Origin of the sequence: Enterococcus sp. FZMF, assembly GCF_030263915.1 — a bacterium.
GTDB lineage: Bacteria > Bacillota > Bacilli > Lactobacillales > Enterococcaceae > Enterococcus_D > Enterococcus_D casseliflavus.
Genome location: NZ_CP127160.1, coordinates 1,844,121 through 1,861,034, shown reverse-complemented (window position 1 = coordinate 1,861,034; position 16,914 = coordinate 1,844,121). Strand labels below are relative to the sequence as shown.

Genomic DNA, 16,914 nt, shown 5'->3' with positions numbered 1-16,914 from the left:
ACAAAGAATGCGCCTTCTGTCACAAGGCGCAGTGAAAGACTTATTTTAGGAAATGAACGACTCAGTTGCGCAGCTCTTGCACGAATCGGCTGGCGATCTCTTTTGGTCGGGTGATGGCACCACCAACCACGATACCCGTCACACCCATATCTTGGATTTTCTTTGCTTGTTTCGGGGTGTGGATCTTGCCTTCGGCTATCACTGGAACCTTTGCCGCAACCAATTGCTGGATCAATTGATAATCTGGTTCGTCAATGGTGGGACTATTCGCCGTATAGCCGGACAAAGTTGTACCAACAAAATCGACGCCCGCTTCAAAGGCATTGATGCCTTCCTCATAGGTGGCGATATCTGCCATGAGTAGTTGATGGGGATAAAGAGTTTTGATTTGTTTGATAAAGGCATTGACCGTCAAGCCATCGTGACGTTTGCGCAAGGTGCAGTCCAAAGCGATCACCGCAATCTGTAAAGCTGCTAATTCGTGCACCTCTTTGATGGTCGCTGTGATAAATGGTTCTTCAGGTGGATAGTTTTTTTTGATGATTCCGATGATCGGTAGATCAACAGCGGCTTGGATTTCGCGAATATCGCGAACGGAATTGGCACGGATGCCAACAGCTCCAGCTTCTTGAGCTGCTTTTGCCAATAGGGGCATGACACCGCCGTTTTCGGTATATAAGGGTTCTCCAGGCAATGCTTGACAAGAAACAATCAACTCGCCCTTGATTTGTTGGGTAAAGACTTCTTTTTCCATTTATATGACACTTCCCATTCTACTAAAGGTTCGTTTCTCCCTTCGACTATATCATGAGGTTTTTTGCTTGTAAATGAATCAACACCTCTTTGAATCAAAGGCAAGACATTCAAAAAACGTGCAGCAAGCATCATTGTCATGGATACTTGCTGCACGTAACGAATAGGCTAGGCAGATTTTTTATTCTGCTTGTTTTGACGTGCATTGCTTGAACTTTTCAAAATCGATCGTTTGATTAGCAGGCAGCACTTCGTATTGCAATCGTTCTGTTTCTTCATCGTGAATGATATGGAGGATTTTTCCTTCGTCATCTACTGGTCCCAGACTGATGATCGTAAAGCGTTCATTGATGACTTCTAAATTTTGTAAAACCCCAGAAAACACTTTGCGAATATGATGGGCGGTTTTGATTTTTTTGTCCGCTTTTTCAACAGCCTTGGCCAACGTAAAGCCTTCATCTAAAAACGTTTTGATCATTTCCACTTTGACGACCGTGGGCAGTCGGTATTTTCGTGGGGCATTTTCTTCTTGTGGGACCGATTGAATAAATCCTTTTTGTTCCCAATAACGCAATTGGCGAGGGGAGATATCACACATTTGGCTAAGTTCGCTGATGCCGACCAACAAGTTTTCATTATCAACGAGTTTTCGAAAAAGATGAGACATACGGACTCCATTCTTGTAAAGGTATTTGTTAATATTGTAACTTGTTTTACTTTTATGTCAAGTAGGTTGACAAATTTCAGGGAAAGATTTAAAGTAAAGAAGGTTTTATGAAAAATATACTGAAAAGAGTGTGAAATATGTCAACGAGTCGTCCTTTAGATATCTACGGCAAACCTTACAACCGTTCCTTACTGGTCATGGTTTTGCTGATCGGTACGTTTTGTACTGTTTTGAACCAAACATTGTTAACAACGGCTTTTCCAACTTTGATGGATGCCTTTGACATCTCAGCATCTGATGTTCAATGGCTGACCACTGGTTTCTTGCTGGTCAATGGGATCATGATCCCGATCACCGCATGGCTGATCAACAAGTTCAGCTCGAGAAGTCTTTACTTAACGGCAATGAGCATCTTCCTTGCAGGATCGATCGCTTGTTTTGCTGCACCGAACTTTTCTACATTATTGATTGGCCGCTTAGTGCAAGCTGCCGGTGTAGGGATCTCGATGCCGCTTTTGCAAAATATCATGTTGTCGATCTTCCCACCAGAAAAACGCGGTTCAGCCATGGGCATGTCAGGAATCGTTATTGGGTTAGCACCAGCCTTAGGCCCAACGTTATCTGGTTGGATCATTGATCATTATGACTGGCGCTATTTGTTCGGAATGGTCATTCCGATCGTCGTTTTAGTCTTAGTCTTAGCGCTCTTTCTAATGAAGAGTGTGATTGAATTGTCGCATCCGAAAATCGATCTGTTCTCAGCGATTTTATCAACCCTTGGTTTTGGTACATTGCTCTATGGCTTTTCAAGCGTCGGCGACAAAGGGTGGGGCAGTATGGAAGTAATCGGTTTTCTAGCAGCCGGTGTCTTTTTCATTGCTTTCTTTGCATGGCGTCAATTGCACATTGAGCATCCGTTCTTAGAGTTGCGCGTGTTCAAATCAACGACCTTTACCTTGGCGTCGATCCTTTCAGGGGTCACGAATATGGCGATGATCGGTGCTGAAATGGTTCTCCCATTGTATATCCAAAACATTCGTGGTGAGTCAGCGTTTCATTCAGGATTGATGTTATTGCCAGGTGCGTTGATCATGGGGATCATGATGCCGATCACTGGTGCGATCTTTGATAAGTATGGTGCAAAACGTTTAGCTATCACCGGGATGTTTATCTTGACTGCCGCAACCTTACCATTTGCTTTCTTAACAAAAGATACACCGATTTTGCATATCATCATTCTTTATGGGATTCGGATGTTCGGGATCTCAATGGTGATGATGCCAGTAACGACTTCAGGAATGAATGCCTTACCTGGTCATTTGATCAGTCACGGTACCGCGGTAAACAATACGTTCCGTCAAGTAGCCAGCTCAATTGGTACGGCTATCTTGATCAGTGTCTTGACAAACGTCACCAAGGGCAACTTGCCAAGTGATTCTTTGCTGGATGCAACGCCTTTGGCATACAAAGAAAAAGCAATCGAAGCGACTTTATCTGGCTACCATGCCGCCTTTTATGTGGCAGCGGTCTTTAGCTTCTTAGGATTCTTGATCGCCTTCTCCTTAAAGAAAAAAGAACCGCGATTGACGGTTCTTGAAGGAGGTGCGGACAAATGATCTTGCTTTTGATCGTTCTTAGCGTGTTAGGGTTTGCGGTACTGAATGTCTTTGCCAAAAACAAGCTGCAAACAGGTTTATCATTGGTCTTAGGTCTAGTCTTCGTGGCAAGTGTCGTCGCATTGATGGCCAATTTGACCTATCATTTTGGAATGGAAAAAGAAACGACTGCTAAAACAACCCCACTGGTTTCTAGTGCCGATAACGAGAATTTTGATTTGCTATTGTATCAGCCATTAGGAGATGGTACGGAAAAAATCTACCTATATAAAACGGATGCTGATCAAGAGGAACCAAAACAAACCGGTACTGATAAAGTGACTAATGTTGTGGAAACAGGGGCTGATTCAGCTCAATTAGAAACAAAAACGACGCGCTGGGTTTATAAAAGTGACCTATCACGCTTCTTGTTCGGGATCGCTGATAACGATGGCCAATATGTCAGCCGTACCAATACGTTCTCATTGCCAGATTCATGGGAAGTCTTGAGTGTGGATCAAGCAAAAAAACTGGCTTCTTTAGCGAAAGAACAAGCAGACACTATGAAAACACAAGGACAAGCCTATGTCCAAGAAAAAATGCAAGCTGCATTAATGGCTGATCCAACTATGGATGAGGCAGCCCAAAAAGCAAAAATCGCTGAATTGACAGAAGCTTATCAAAAAGAAGTGATGGCAAAATTGCTAGAAGAAGCAAAAAAGTAAAAACGAGCAGATAGTCAGGGGATGGAAGAATCAAATCGGATTCTTCTGTCCCTTTTTATATGGAACGTGATACTTTTGAAAAACGGCTACCACCAAAAAAAATCCCACACACTAGAAGTGAGTGGGATTTTCTTTAGTCAAATGAGCACGCGGCAATGCGGTCGAAAGCTTCTTTTAACAAGTCCAACGATTGGGTGGCAGCTAAGCGAACATAGCCATCGCCGGTCGTTTCTCCAAAGGCTTTCCCAGGGATCATCAGCACACTGGTTTCCTTTAATAATTTCTCGACAAAGCTGACAGAGTCCAACCCCGTTTGTTTAATGTTGATGAAGGCATACATGCTTCCTTTGACTGGGGATAAGGAAAGGAAGGGGATCTCAGCAACCCGTTGTTCAATGTAGGTCAGTCGTTCCTTAAAGACAGCAACCACTTGCGGCACGAGGGTATCATAGTGATTCAATGCGTAAATACCTGCCCGTTGTGAAGGAGTTGGTGCCGAATAGGCGATCGCCTCATTGATCAGTTTTGCCGTAAGATTGATCGATTCAGGTGCGATCATGTAACCGATCCGCCAGCCTGTCATGGCAAAGGCTTTTGAGAAACTGCTGAATGTGATGGTGTTCTCAGGTGCGAAGGCTGCCATCGGTACAAAGGTGTCATCAAAGCAAAAGGCTTCATAGACTTCATCTGAGAGGATCAGTAAGTCATGGTCAATGGCAACTGCTGCGATTTTTTCAAAAGTTTCTGGAGAAAAAACAGCACCAGTAGGATTGTTGGGTGAATTGATAATGATTGCCCGGGTTTTCTCAGTGATAGCGGCCTTTAAAACCTCGACGTCGATTTGAAAGCCATCTTTTTCAAAGGTCGGAATAAAGACTGGCACACCACCGACTAGTTCGACTTGTTGTTTGTAAGGCGAAAAGTACGGTTCGTGAATAATCACTTCATCACCGGGATCAATGATGGCAGCCAAAGCTAAGTACATGCCATGCAATGCACCGACAGTTCCTCGTACTTGGCTAGGAGAAAAAGTAAGCTGGTATTGCTTTTGATAAAAATCAACGACGGTTTGGATAAAATCAGCACTGCCGTCTGAAGCGGTGTATTTTGTATGACCCGCTTTGACGTCAGCAAAAGCTGCATCAATGATTGTCGCATCTGTAATCAAATCAGGATCACCAATCGACAAATCAATCAAATTCGGGGTTTTCTTCGCAAGAGTGGCGATCTCCATTAAAAGATTTTCTTCTGGTTGTAAAAAACGTTCTGCAATCAACGGACGGTTCATTTTGTCATCTCCAATTTCTATAAAACTTTGCTTAAAAAATCCTGTGTCCGCGCATTTTGCGGATGCTCAAAGATTTGTTCTGGTGTTCCTTGTTCTTGAATGATACCGTCAGCCATAAAGATGACACGATCGGCAACTTCTTTAGCGAAGCCCATTTCGTGGGTAACGACGACCATCGTCATGCCTTTTTCTGCCAAAGCTTGCATGACTGTCAACACTTCTCCAACCATTTCTGGGTCCAATGCTGAGGTTGGTTCGTCAAAGAGCATTACATCAGGATCCATTGCCAATGCTCTAGCAATAGCCACCCGTTGCTGCTGCCCGCCAGAAAGGCTAGAGGGGTAACTATCCGCTTTTTCAGCTAAGCCAACTTGCTCCAGCAATCCTTTCGCTGTCTCTTCGGCAGCAGCTTGCTCTTGCTGTTTGACTTTGATCGGGCTGATAGTCAGATTTTCTAACACCGTTTTATGAGGGAATAAATTGAAGCTTTGAAAGACCATTCCCATTTTTTGACGAATCTGATCGATTTTCACCCCTTTTGCCAATAAATCATTGCCTTCGAAGGTGATTTTCCCACCAGTCGGCTGTTCAAGTAGATTCAAGCAGCGTAAGAAAGTACTTTTCCCACTTCCTGAGGGTCCGATGATCACAACGACTTCACCAGGTGTCACTTCAAGATCGATTTCTTTTAAGACGGTATTCTCGCCAAATGTTTTCACTAATTTTTCAACTTTAATCACTAGTTTTCATTCTCCTTTCAGCAACACCCAATAGACGTGAGAGGGCGAAGGTCAATACAAAGTAGATCAATGATACGATAACGTATGGTAAAAATGGTTTGAAGCTGGCCCCTTGAACGACGCCTGTTTGGAAAATCAGTTCAGACACACCGATCACCGATACGACCGAAGACTCTTTGATGACCGTGACAAATTCATTTCCTAGAGCAGGCAAGATGTTTTTGATGGCTTGCGGGAAAATGATGAAGCGCATCGCTTGGATCTGATTCATGCCTAATGAACGAGCGGCTTCCAGCTGTCCTTTATTGACGGCATTGATCCCAGCACGGATGATTTCTGCCACATAGGCGGCACTGTTTAGTGCTAAGGCAATACAGCCGGCAGCTAATTTCGAAAGCTCTAAGCCTAACACGCCTGTTCCAAAGTATACAATAAATATTTGTACTAACAAAGGTGTTCCCCGAACATATTCAATATAGACAGCGGCAATGACTTTCAATGCTTTTGACTTAGAAAGCTTCATAAAGGCTAACAAGCTGCCACCGATAGAGCCGAATAATACGCCAACCAAGGCTAGGAAGATCGTATAGCCAGTTCCAGTGATGTAAAAAGGCAGATATTTTTCCCAAAAGCTTTGCTCTTCATCGATCGTGCCTTCTTCGGTAAACATCAATCGATAGGCATCTTCTTTGTATTGGCTTAAAAGATCATTACTAATGATAGTTTCAATGGAGGAATTGAGTTTTTCCAGTAAAACTGGCGCTTCTTTCGAGATGGCGATCGCGGTCTCCTTCACGCCGTTTTCAAACGTGACATTTTCGGCTAATGCCAAGGTATCATTCGCCGTCACATAAGCTTCAGCGACGGGACCTTCCATCACGATCGCATCGATCTTGCGTGATTTTAGATTGGTGATCAAATCAGGCACCCTTTGCAAAGAGGTGACGGTCGAGCCAGTCAATTCTGTATTTGCCAGCTCTTCTTGTGTGGTTTGTCGTTGTGCACCGACAGCTACACCATCAAAATCAGCCGTCGATTGGAAACGATCCGCATCTTCTGCTCGAACCAGGACGGTCTGTTGGACTTCCATATAAGTGTCAGTGAAATTGACTTCTTTACGGCGCTCATCCGTAGCAGCCATCCCAGAGATGACGACATCGATTTTACCCGTTTTTAGAGCCCCTAACAGCGCGTCGAACCCAAGCTCCTCAATTTTCAGATCGACCCCTAAGTCATCTGCAATTTTTTGGGCAATCGAGATATCGATCCCCACGATTTCATTTTTTCCATCAACATTGGCACGGAATTCATATGGTGCATAATCGGCAGATAAACCCACGACCAATACACCATTTTCTTTGACTTTTTCATAGATTGGATCGGTTTCTTCTGCATGTGCTTGTCCGACAAAGAAAAACGGCAGCAACGCTGTGATGATCCCTAATAAAACAGTACCCTTACTAAACCTTTTCATGTAAACGCCCCTTTAACTTTTTCTGCGCATCTATTAAAAATGCAAATAATAACTAATAAATGTATAAAAATACATATAAGTGATAGAAACTATCATAGCATAACATCAGTTGAAGTCAATAAGTCAGAGAAAAAAAGTCAAAAATTGTTGTAGAGCGTAAAACCATTTATTCAAATTATTTGCAATCCAAGGAAGAACAAAGTGGAGAAGGAGCAGCAGCCATTTTCTATACACATCTATTTGAAAGGATGCTTAGAAAATAACGGATAGTGAAGAAAGAAAGCAGCTTCGCTTAAACGAGAAACAGGATCTGCAATGACAAAATAAAAAGTTGTCTGAAACAAAGCGGCAAAAACGAAACATAAGACATTTTTTGGATTTCTTGCGATAATAAAAGAGAAGAGGAGGCGATAGAATGAAGGTCGTATTGATTCGACATGGTGAAAGCGAAGCAAATTTTGAAAATTACTGGACAGGGTGGCTAGATGTTTCTCTGACCGAAAAAGGCCGACAACAAGCTTGGGCTGCGGGGGAACAGATCAAAGCATTGGGGATTTCCTTTGATTTTGCCTTTACATCTGTGCTGCAGCGAACGATCATCACTTGCGATGCCGTTCTGGAAGCCAGCGATCAGCTTTGGGTCCCTGTGAAAAAAACATGGCGCCTAAATGAACGTCATTATGGCCAATTAGTAGGGGTCAATAAAGATGAGATGGTGGCAAAGTATGGAAAAGAACAGGTGCAAAAATGGCGACGTGGATATGATGAACCGCCTTTATATGTGGAGAAAAATGATTTAGACCGACGCTATGATTCTTTAGACCCTCGCTTGATACCTAAGGGAGAAAATCTGGGGATGGTGGTGGCGCGAGTAGTCCCATTTTGGCAAGACCAGGTGGTTCCGTTACTTAAAGATCATAAGAATATTCTCATTACTGGTCATGGGAACAGCTTGCGGGCGTTAGTCAAATACTTGGAAGACGTGCCAAAAGACGCCATGGATACGATCGATATTCCTAACGCACAGCCGATCATTTATGAGTTTGATAGCCAAGCAAATAGGATTGAACGGGCGTAATAACGAACATTTAAAGAATAAACCACAATTTCGTTTGATGTTACATCGAAAATGTGGTTTTGTTGTGCTATAATAAGAAAAATTTTATGAAAGGCGGGAGGATATGAAAGCCGTATTAACCGTTATTGGAAAAGACAAGGTTGGGATCATTGCTGGTGTTAGCCAGAAATTAGCAGAATTAGAAATCAATATTTTAGATGTGTCCCAAACAATCATGGAAGATTACTTCACGATGATGATGCTTTTAAACATGGATGCCAATCAGGATTTTGATGGTGTTCGTGAGGAGCTTCACCAAATTGGTCGTACATTAGGTGTAAAAATCAGCATTCAAAATCAAGAGATTTTTGATACCATGCACAAATTATAGGAGGCACTATGGAGACAAATCAAATACTTGAAACCATTCGCATGGTGGAAGAAGAAAACTTAGATATTCGTACCATCACAATGGGGATCTCATTATTGGATTGTATTGACGCCGACATTGATCGTACCTGTGAGAAAATTTTTCGAAAAATTACAACAAAAGCGAAAGATCTTGTCAAAGTCGGCGAAGAGATCGAAAGTGAATATGGCATTCCGATCATTAACAAGCGGATTTCGGTTACCCCTGTAGCGATCGTAGTGGCAGCTTGCCAGCCGACACCCGCAGACTGTATCAAAGTTGCGAAGACCTTGGATCGAGCGGCGCAAGAAGTCGGAGTAAATTTCATCGGCGGCTATAGCGCACTAGTAGAAAAAGGCTATCAAGGCGGCGACCTTGCATTGATCGAATCGATTCCAGAAGCCTTGGCTCAAACCAATTTTGTCTGTTCGTCGGTCAATATTGGATCAACGAAAGCTGGGATCAACATGGATGCAGTACGTCTGATGGGAGAAACAGTCAAGAAGACGGCTGAGGCATCAGATATGGGCTGTGCGAAGCTCGTCGTCTTTGCGAATGCAGTGGAAGACAATCCCTTTATGGCGGGTGCTTTTCATGGGGTCGGTGAAGCTGATGTGGAAATCAACGTTGGTGTCAGCGGACCTGGTGTCGTCAAACGTGCCTTGGAAAAAGTCAAAGGCGAGTCCTTTGATGTCGTGGCGGAAACAGTCAAAAAAACAGCTTTCAAGATCACGCGGATGGGGCAATTGGTCGGGCGCGTGGCTTCAGAGCGCTTGGGCGTTCCATTCGGGATCGTCGATCTTTCGCTGGCGCCAACTCCTGCAGTCGGCGATAGTGTGGCATTGATTTTAGAAGAAATGGGTCTAGAATCTGTCGGTACCCACGGAACGACGGCGGCTTTGGCCTTGTTAAATGATGCTGTAAAAAAAGGCGGCGTAATGGCATGTAACCATGTTGGAGGTCTGTCGGGTGCCTTTATCCCCGTTTCTGAAGACGCAGGGATGATCAAGGCTGTAGAAGCTGGTTTATTGAATTTAGAAAAACTTGAAGCCATGACGGCGATCTGTTCTGTCGGTTTGGATATGATTGCGATTCCAGGAGATACTTCTGCTGAGACGATCGCCGCAATGATTGCGGATGAAGCAGCGATCGGCGTCATCAACCACAAGACGACAGCTGTCCGAATCATTCCAGCGAAAGACAAAAAAATCGGCGACCGCATTGAATTTGGTGGATTATTAGGGACGGCACCAGTGATGAAAACCAATCCTGCACAGTCTACTGATTTCATTTTACGTGGGGGACGTATTCCCGCTCCGATCCATTCATTCAAAAATTAATTTGTACTCCTTTAATAGGAAAATATGATAAAATGACCTTTAAAAGACCGACCAAAATGCTGTCTTTTAAAGGTTTTTTAGTCATGTAACTATTTTTTTCATGCTTAAGGCGGATGTTTTATCATTTGAAATCGAATACAATGAAAGATAACACGATGAAAAGGGGTGGTAAAATGAAGAAAATCTTCCAACTTGGGATGTTGGTTTTTGTTGGTTTGATGGGATTTTTTGTCCTTCAACCATCAATTGCCTTTGGACAGACATTTGTTCGTGATGATGCCGGGGTCCTTTCACAAGAGACGATCAAACAAATCGATACTTTGAATAAAGAGGGCTTTCAATCATTGACTGGAGCACCAGAATATGCTGTGATCACGATCCCTTCTTTAGATGGGCAATCGATTGAAGAGCGTAATTTGGAACTGTTCAATGAGTATGGTTTAGGAAATCCAGAGGACAATAATGGACTATTGTTTCTCTTTGCCATTGACGATCGTGAATTTCGTCTGGGTTATGGCGATGGACTATCCTATGTCTTCAGTGAGCTATCGGAAGATGATTTAGTGGATGAAGATGCCAAAGACGCATTACGAGATGAAGATTATGATACAGCGATATTGGCAGCTTCTAATGAAGTCTATCAGCGAATGAAAGAAGCGGATGAAACGATTGGTTTAGGGACGATCTATCAAGATGGCAAGCAAATGTTAGCAGAAAAACAGGCACAAGAAGCAGAAGCCACTAAGCAGATGTGGTTCACTATTGGTAAAATCGTCAGTGGTGTCGTAGCGGCAGCAGCTGCAGGCCTTGTCGGGTTCATCAGTTTTCGCCATCTTAAAACCAAACGGCGTTTTGAAGAGCACCTGCCATTGCCGAAACATCTGTTAGAAGATAGTCACTTCCAACAGAAAGATTTCTTGAAATGGGCAAGCAATAGAAAGAACTATCAGCGTTACCATCAGTATCAGACAGCAAAAGATTGTCGACAAGCATTTACGCAGTATGTGACGAGTACTTATGTGCCAGCGAAATTGACTTCGGTCACTGGATTGTCGACAGCGGATAAACGAGTCATCCAACACAGCTTGACGAATCCAGCAATTGGCGCCTATTTTTCAAACTTGCTGATGAAGAAACAAACCACGGTCAAACATTTCGGTCAGGTGATCCTTACACAACATGACACCTTAAAAACCTATGAAGCCCAATTAGGCAGGGAAGTGACTGAACGGATGGCAGACTACGATTTGACTGATGCGGTGTTACCCGAGAATCTGCCTTTAGCAGATGCTTATCGAGCAGAAATAGCCAAGCAAGCCAAAGAAGAGATCAGAAGACGCAATGAGCAAGGGCGATACTTAGCTCAACTTGTGACGGAAAAAGCGACCTATCCTGAGATGGTACAAGCCATTCCAAAAGAAGTTTCTGATGTTCTAGCGGAAGTGAAAACAGATGCCTTGTTCCAAGTTGACTTGAAACAGGTTTATCAAAATCACCCAGATTTAGCGAACAAATTATCCTCATTTGATGCTTCTGATCGAGCAGCCGTTTTGAATAATGCTCGCCAAGAGTATGACCCCCATGGTATGAATATGGCGTTGTTCTTTGTGATGATGAATAATCATGTGACCCATCAAGAACAAGTCATTGCCGATACGCAAAGTTCTTCGAATGATTTTGGCGGCTTTAGCGGAGGAAGCAGCAGCGGTGGCGGTGTTTCTGGTAGCTGGTAATTTTTCGTAAGGAAGAACGTTCATTGTTCTGCAATACATTCGCTTGCATGTAGGTTTGTGCAAGCGGAAGGATTGTATGGTCAATGGCGTTTTTTCTTGTAGAGGAAATCCCTTGATAAATAAGACAAATCAAACAAAGTGTGGTAAACTTTTTAGAGTTACTGAAAATGAATGGAACTTTCATTCATTTGAAAAAGGGAGAAAACGAGGGATATCATGTACCAATCTTACATATGGGATTTTGACGGAACACTTTACGACAGCTACCCAATCATGTTAAAAGCTTTTATCAAGACATTGAAGGAGTATGGCTTTGATCCAGATCCAGCGGAGATTTATTATATACTGAAAGATTCATCTTCCAAAAAAGTTGCTGAAAAATACAACTTAGATTTTCAAGAGTTCACTAAAGCATTCAAAGCAAATGAAGCGCTGGATGATCGTTTGCCGCTTTCCTTTGCAGGAACCAAAGAAACATTAGAAGCCGTGGTTGCTGCTGGGGGCAAGAACTACATTTTGACCCACCGCGATGTCGTCTCAACGAAAGAACTGTTAGAAAAAGAACAGATGGCAGACCTGATCGTTGAGATCGTTGGCCCAGAAAACAACTTCCCCCGCAAACCGGATCCAACTTCCCTGATTTATCTTGTTGAAAAGTATCAACTAGACAAAGATCAGACTGTCATGATCGGTGATCGCACGATGGATGTTTTTGCAGGACAAGGAGCAGGTGTCAAGACGATATTTTATGATATAGAAGGTCTCTTAAAAGATGTATCTGCCGACCATACCGTCCAATCAATGGCTGAAATACAAGAAATCATTAAGTCTTGAGAAATCAAGGCTTTTTTTGTGCAAAGAAAGTAAGTCATTCAGTACTCATGACGAACGGTATAAACGTGGTTCTCACTGGTCTTCTAGTCTTGGCACAACAAACCAAAAACAAGTCACACCATTTTTCGACTCAGCGCCATATTCGAAGGCATGAGAAGTCAAAATGGTTTTTACGATCGCTAAGCCGATGCCGGTTCCTTCTTTATGTCCTGCTTGATGTTGGACGCGTTGGTATCTTTCCCAAATAAGTTCGAGTTGTTCTGGAGGGATATCTTTTCCAGGATTGATGACAGCAACTTTTGTTCCTGCAGATGTATTCGTTAATTTGATTAAGAGTCGTTCATTTTTAGGTGTATGGTTGATGCCATTGTTTATTAAATTACGCAAAACCTGTTCCTTTTTGATGCGATCAAAAAGAGCATTTCCATTCGTACGATCTGCTTCAAAATCGACAGTGATCTCATATTGATTGGCGATCCCTCTTGCGTAAGCAACGACGGAGGAAACCACCTCGTATGTATTCCAGATTTCATTTTTAAGCTGTGTGTAGCCAGCTTGCATGATAGAGAAATCCATGATGTCATCGACCATAGCACTCATGCGGTGGGCTTCGCTGATAATTAGGTCCATATGTTCTTTTCGAAGGCGTTCGTCGTTTCCAGATACATCACGTACCATCTCCCCATAGCCAGTGATCAACGCGAGGGGGGAGCGTAGTTCATGAGAAACATTGGCAATGACTTCTTTTCGCAAGACGTCTACTCGCTGAAGTTCTGTGCTTAAGTCCGCAACCGATTCAGAAAGTGTACCTAATTCATCACTACGCTTAAGTTTGGGTACGGAATAAAGCTCGCCGTTGGTTAAGCGGATGATGGCTTCTTTGATGGTTTTGATCGGGCGAATAAAATGCTGTGCTAAAAAAAAGGAGATCGTTGACGCAAAAATAGTTAATATGATGGTGAATAGAAAGAGTTGCTGTCGATTCAAGCTTTGAAGCGCTTCGATTTGAGCGATCGTATTGGAGAGCAAAAGGGCAGCTGGGCGTTGGAAAAGAGTGGTAGGAACGCCAATAAGAATGGCAGAAGACTTTTCAAAGTCTTCTACAGCACTCAGGCTCTCGCCATCAAGGACAGTTGGTGCGTGAGATAACAACCAGTTGTATTCGTTGCTCAACCCATCTATGTTTAATTGTTGTCCATTGTTAAATGCCGCCAGAATTTCGCCATCCTCGTCGACTAAGAAAAGAGTCCCAACGATCGTTTTACTGAGGAAAAGTAATGGCTCTTCTGGTAAATCATCTGGATCTACTGCCATTTCTTCAATAGCGGCAGCTGTTTCCTGAACTGTTTCTAAAAGTGATTCTTTCGTTACATTGATATAATTTGGTTCAAAGAGCAAAATTTGAACAGTCCACAAAAAAGCGATGCCAATGATGACCAGCAGCATATTGGCGGACCAAAGCCGCACGAGTAATTTACTTTTGATGTAAGTAAAACCTAACCGACTAGTCTTCATAATCAAATTTATACCCAACTCCCCAAACCGTTTGGATCAACTCTCGGTAATCCCCTAGACGCTCTCGCAAGGACTTGATGTGTGTATCCACTGTTCTGGTATCTCCGAAATAATCAAAGCCCCAGACACCTTCTAAAATTGATTCTCGGCTCAAAGCGATATGATTATTTTTCGTCAAATAGACCAGCAGATCGAATTCTTTTGGCGTAAGCGGCAGAGGATTCTCTTTGATCGTTACAGTATGAGAAAAAACATTGACTTCGAGATCGCCAAAAACGATCTTTTCGAACTGAAACTGATTGCTTCGTTTCAACACAGCTTTGATGCGAGCCATCAGCTCTTTAGGGCTAAATGGCTTGGCAATATAATCATCGGCACCAAGATTGAAGCCAAAGAGTTTGTCATACTCTTCCTTTCGAGCGGTAATCATAATGACTGGCGTGTTACAGCTGCCTCTGATTTCCGAAAGCGTCTGAAAGCCATCTTTTCCCGGCATCATGACATCTAGGAGGATCAAATCGAATGAATGATTGGTTAATTTTTCCAAAGTTTCTTTTCCATCCGCTGCCTCAAAACATAGATACCCTTCGATCTCCGCATAAGTTTTCACTAAGGCACGCATATGAGTATCATCATCAACAATCAATATTTTTTGCAAATTTAATCACATCCTTAAAAATAATTTATATTTTTTAAAGTATATCACAGCATAATCGCTGATTTAATAGGAAAATGACTCTTTGAAAAATAATTGTTCTTTCCCTCACAAGATCATCACAAATACCCAATACTATAGAGGTATATTCAATCGAAAGGAGCGCTTTGGCGATGTATGACTATCATATGGTCAGAAAGAAAAAAGCAAAGAAAAATCGTAAGCTAGTCGGTCATTGGTTATACATAATCAGTCTTGCGCTTTTTATGGGGTTTTCTGCACGTTTGATTTACATTGTTCAAGTCGGCGTGATTGCAGGCGTCTCTTTGTCTGAAAGAATAGAAAATTTGTATTATAGTTCAAGATCGATTGAAACAAGTCGAGGGGCGATTTTTGATCGGCAGGGGACAGTGATCGCACAAGATATTCTTTCCTATACTGTTCGAGCGGTTCTTTCTGAAGATTACATTGATAATGGACGACCCATGTATCTAGACAGAGCGCGCTTTGAAGAGACCGCAACGATTCTTTCGGAGTATTTACCTATTTCTAACGAGCAAGTTTTGTCAATCTTGTCAGATGGTGCGAATCAAACAGATTCGCCTGTCTTTCAAGTGGAATTTGGCAATGTTGGCAGTGGTCTAAGTGTGACTACTCGAAATCAAATCGAAGCGGCGTGTGATGCAGCTGGAATCAACGGTATCTATTTCGATGCTCGTTCAAGTCGCAGCTATCCGAATGGTATCTTTTCTTCACATTTAATAGGGACCACGTCAGATGATGAAGAGATTCGAGTTGGAGTTTCTGGATTAGAATATGTACTGAACGACTTTTTGAAGAATCAAAATGGGCGAGAGTCCTTTCAAGTCAATGCTTCAGGGAATCCTGTTCCCGCAACCAATCAAACCGTAGAAGAAGGAGTAGATGGGAATGATGTTTGGACGACATTAGATGCTCATCTGCAGTTATTCACTGAATCAGTGATGGATGAAGTTATGGAACAAACACGACCAGAAAATCTAACGGCTTTATTGATGGATGCGAAAACTGGGGAGATTTTAACGATGGCTCAAAGACCTAGTTTTCATCCAGAGACCCAAGAAGGAATTGCGGATGAGCACTTTATTTGGCGTAATCTTTTTACGGAAGAGATGTATGAACCTGGTTCGACCTTGAAGCTGGCAACCGTTGCGGCAGCTATTGATGAAGGTGTTTTTGATCCGACGGAACGCTACAATCCTGTGAGTATGCAGATTGAAGATCGAGTCATCAATGACCACGACTCAGGAGCAAATGGTGAGTTGACGATGCGGCAAGCGTTAGCTTGGTCAAGCAACACTGGGATGGTTCGACTTCAGCAACGGATCGGTTTTGATAATTGGGCACAGTATTTAACTGATTTTGGATTAGGGAAAGTTACAGGAAGTGAGCTTCCTGGGGAAGTGCCTGGGATCTTACCTTCAAGAAATCGGGTGGATTATGCCATGAGTTCCTATGGCCATGCGATCGGCGTCAATCAGATGCAGATGATGCAGCTATTTAGTGCATTTGCCAATGGTGGCGAGATGATACGTCCGCAATTGATTCGGCGAGTAGGGGAAGAGACCCAAGTTTTTCCAGAAGTCGTTTCCCAGCCTATTTCACAAGCAGCAGCTGATGCTGTTTTAGAATACATGACCGATGTAGTGACGGATGAACGTTATGGCACCGCTTATGATGTATACCAACTGACGAACCATGAGATTTCTGTCAAAACTGGGACTGCTCAGATCGCCAATGAGAATGGTCAAGGCTACATGACGGGAGAGTTTGATTATATTTATTCGGCGGTCTCCATCTACCCAACCGATGATCCACAGTTTATTCTTTACCTCACTATCAAGCGACCAGAAGAATACGATCGACATACATTAGCTAAAATCGCCAATCCCTTGATGGAGCGTTCGATGGCGCTGCAAAGTTTTCGTGAGTAAAAAAGTTTCTTAACAGGAGCTTAAAAAGACCTAGATCATCTAAGAAATTTCATGATGCAGCTGGTCAACTTCCCACAGGAATGATAGTCTTTAGAAAAGACAGGAAGGGTGCATCAGCGATCCAATCTAGGGATGAATGGATAAACGATCGCGCTA

At 42.9% G+C, this 16,914-nt stretch carries 15 protein-coding genes; 8 read left to right on the top strand and 7 right to left on the bottom strand.

Features of this window, described 5'->3' with window-relative positions:
- Positions 1–61: 61 nt before the first annotated feature.
- Both QN079_RS09020 and QN079_RS09015 read right to left on the bottom strand, forming a co-directional pair.
- The gene (locus tag QN079_RS09020) at positions 62–754 is read right to left on the bottom strand and encodes an N-acetylmannosamine-6-phosphate 2-epimerase (protein WP_289229559.1); all 693 of its coding nucleotides are present in this window, start codon (positions 752–754) and stop codon (positions 62–64) included.
- A 180-nt stretch (positions 755–934) separates the two neighbouring features.
- Positions 935–1,420 (bottom strand): MerR family transcriptional regulator, encoded by a 486-nt coding sequence (locus QN079_RS09015; RefSeq protein ID WP_005230125.1) that lies wholly within the window; start codon positions 1,418–1,420, stop codon positions 935–937.
- Positions 1,421–1,557: 137 nt separating this feature from the next.
- Here QN079_RS09015 and QN079_RS09010 point away from each other — a divergent pair, with 137 nt between their 5' ends.
- Together QN079_RS09010 and QN079_RS09005 are read left to right on the top strand one after the other, a co-directional pair.
- Positions 1,558–3,036 carry an MDR family MFS transporter gene (locus tag QN079_RS09010; RefSeq protein WP_289229558.1) on the top strand — a complete coding sequence of 493 codons (1,479 nt, stop codon included), beginning with the start codon at positions 1,558–1,560 and terminating at the stop codon, positions 3,034–3,036.
- Positions 3,033–3,740, top strand: coding sequence for a DUF4811 domain-containing protein (locus tag QN079_RS09005; protein ID WP_289229557.1), 708 nt, complete (start codon positions 3,033–3,035; stop codon positions 3,738–3,740). Before QN079_RS09010 ends, QN079_RS09005 begins: the two co-directional genes overlap by 4 nt.
- Before the next feature lie 133 nt (positions 3,741–3,873).
- Here QN079_RS09005 and QN079_RS09000 read toward each other — a convergent pair whose 3' ends face one another.
- From QN079_RS09000 to QN079_RS08990, 3 genes are read right to left on the bottom strand one after another with little or no spacing between them, the layout of a single operon-like run.
- On the bottom strand, positions 3,874–5,028 hold the full coding sequence (locus tag QN079_RS09000) for a pyridoxal phosphate-dependent aminotransferase (protein WP_289229556.1): 1,155 nt from the start codon (positions 5,026–5,028) through the stop codon (positions 3,874–3,876).
- Between the two features lie 17 nt (positions 5,029–5,045).
- Entirely contained in the window at positions 5,046–5,768 is a 723-nt protein-coding gene (locus QN079_RS08995; protein WP_005230134.1) for an amino acid ABC transporter ATP-binding protein, read from the bottom strand.
- Complete coding sequence (locus QN079_RS08990; protein ID WP_005230136.1) at positions 5,761–7,242, bottom strand: ABC transporter substrate-binding protein/permease; 1,482 nt, start codon at positions 7,240–7,242, stop codon at positions 5,761–5,763. Before QN079_RS08990 ends, QN079_RS08995 begins: the two co-directional genes overlap by 8 nt.
- A 415-nt stretch (positions 7,243–7,657) precedes the next feature.
- On the opposite strand from QN079_RS08990, the gene QN079_RS08985 reads away from it, so the two are divergent.
- The 5 genes from QN079_RS08985 (at position 7,658) to QN079_RS08965 (ending at position 12,615) form a co-directional block, all read left to right on the top strand.
- On the top strand, positions 7,658–8,320 hold the full coding sequence (locus tag QN079_RS08985; protein ID WP_225001362.1) for a 2,3-bisphosphoglycerate-dependent phosphoglycerate mutase: 663 nt from the start codon (positions 7,658–7,660) through the stop codon (positions 8,318–8,320).
- A 103-nt stretch (positions 8,321–8,423) separates the two neighbouring features.
- Positions 8,424–8,690, top strand: coding sequence for an ACT domain-containing protein (locus QN079_RS08980; protein ID WP_005230142.1), 267 nt, complete (start codon positions 8,424–8,426; stop codon positions 8,688–8,690).
- An 8-nt stretch (positions 8,691–8,698) separates the two neighbouring features.
- Positions 8,699–10,048: a PFL family protein gene (locus QN079_RS08975; RefSeq protein WP_289229555.1), complete on the top strand. Its 1,350-nt coding sequence runs from the start codon at positions 8,699–8,701 to the stop codon at positions 10,046–10,048.
- A gap of 140 nt (positions 10,049–10,188) precedes the next feature.
- Positions 10,189–11,781 (top strand): TPM domain-containing protein, encoded by a 1,593-nt coding sequence (locus QN079_RS08970; RefSeq protein ID WP_353957181.1) that lies wholly within the window; start codon positions 10,189–10,191, stop codon positions 11,779–11,781.
- A gap of 216 nt (positions 11,782–11,997) precedes the next feature.
- A complete protein-coding gene (locus tag QN079_RS08965) occupies positions 11,998–12,615 on the top strand; it encodes an HAD-IA family hydrolase (protein WP_005230151.1) in 618 nt (205 codons plus the stop codon).
- 72 nt (positions 12,616–12,687) lie between these two features.
- On the opposite strand, the gene QN079_RS08960 is transcribed toward QN079_RS08965, so the two are convergent.
- Positions 12,688–14,130 (bottom strand): sensor histidine kinase, encoded by a 1,443-nt coding sequence (locus QN079_RS08960; protein ID WP_289230733.1) that lies wholly within the window; start codon positions 14,128–14,130, stop codon positions 12,688–12,690.
- A complete protein-coding gene (locus QN079_RS08955; RefSeq protein ID WP_289229553.1) occupies positions 14,120–14,788 on the bottom strand; it encodes a response regulator transcription factor in 669 nt (222 codons plus the stop codon). Before QN079_RS08955 ends, QN079_RS08960 begins: the two co-directional genes overlap by 11 nt.
- Before the next feature lie 170 nt (positions 14,789–14,958).
- Here QN079_RS08955 and QN079_RS08950 point away from each other — a divergent pair, with 170 nt between their 5' ends.
- Complete coding sequence (locus tag QN079_RS08950) at positions 14,959–16,758, top strand: penicillin-binding transpeptidase domain-containing protein (RefSeq protein ID WP_289229552.1); 1,800 nt, start codon at positions 14,959–14,961, stop codon at positions 16,756–16,758.
- The last annotated feature ends 156 nt before the right edge of the window (positions 16,759–16,914 follow it).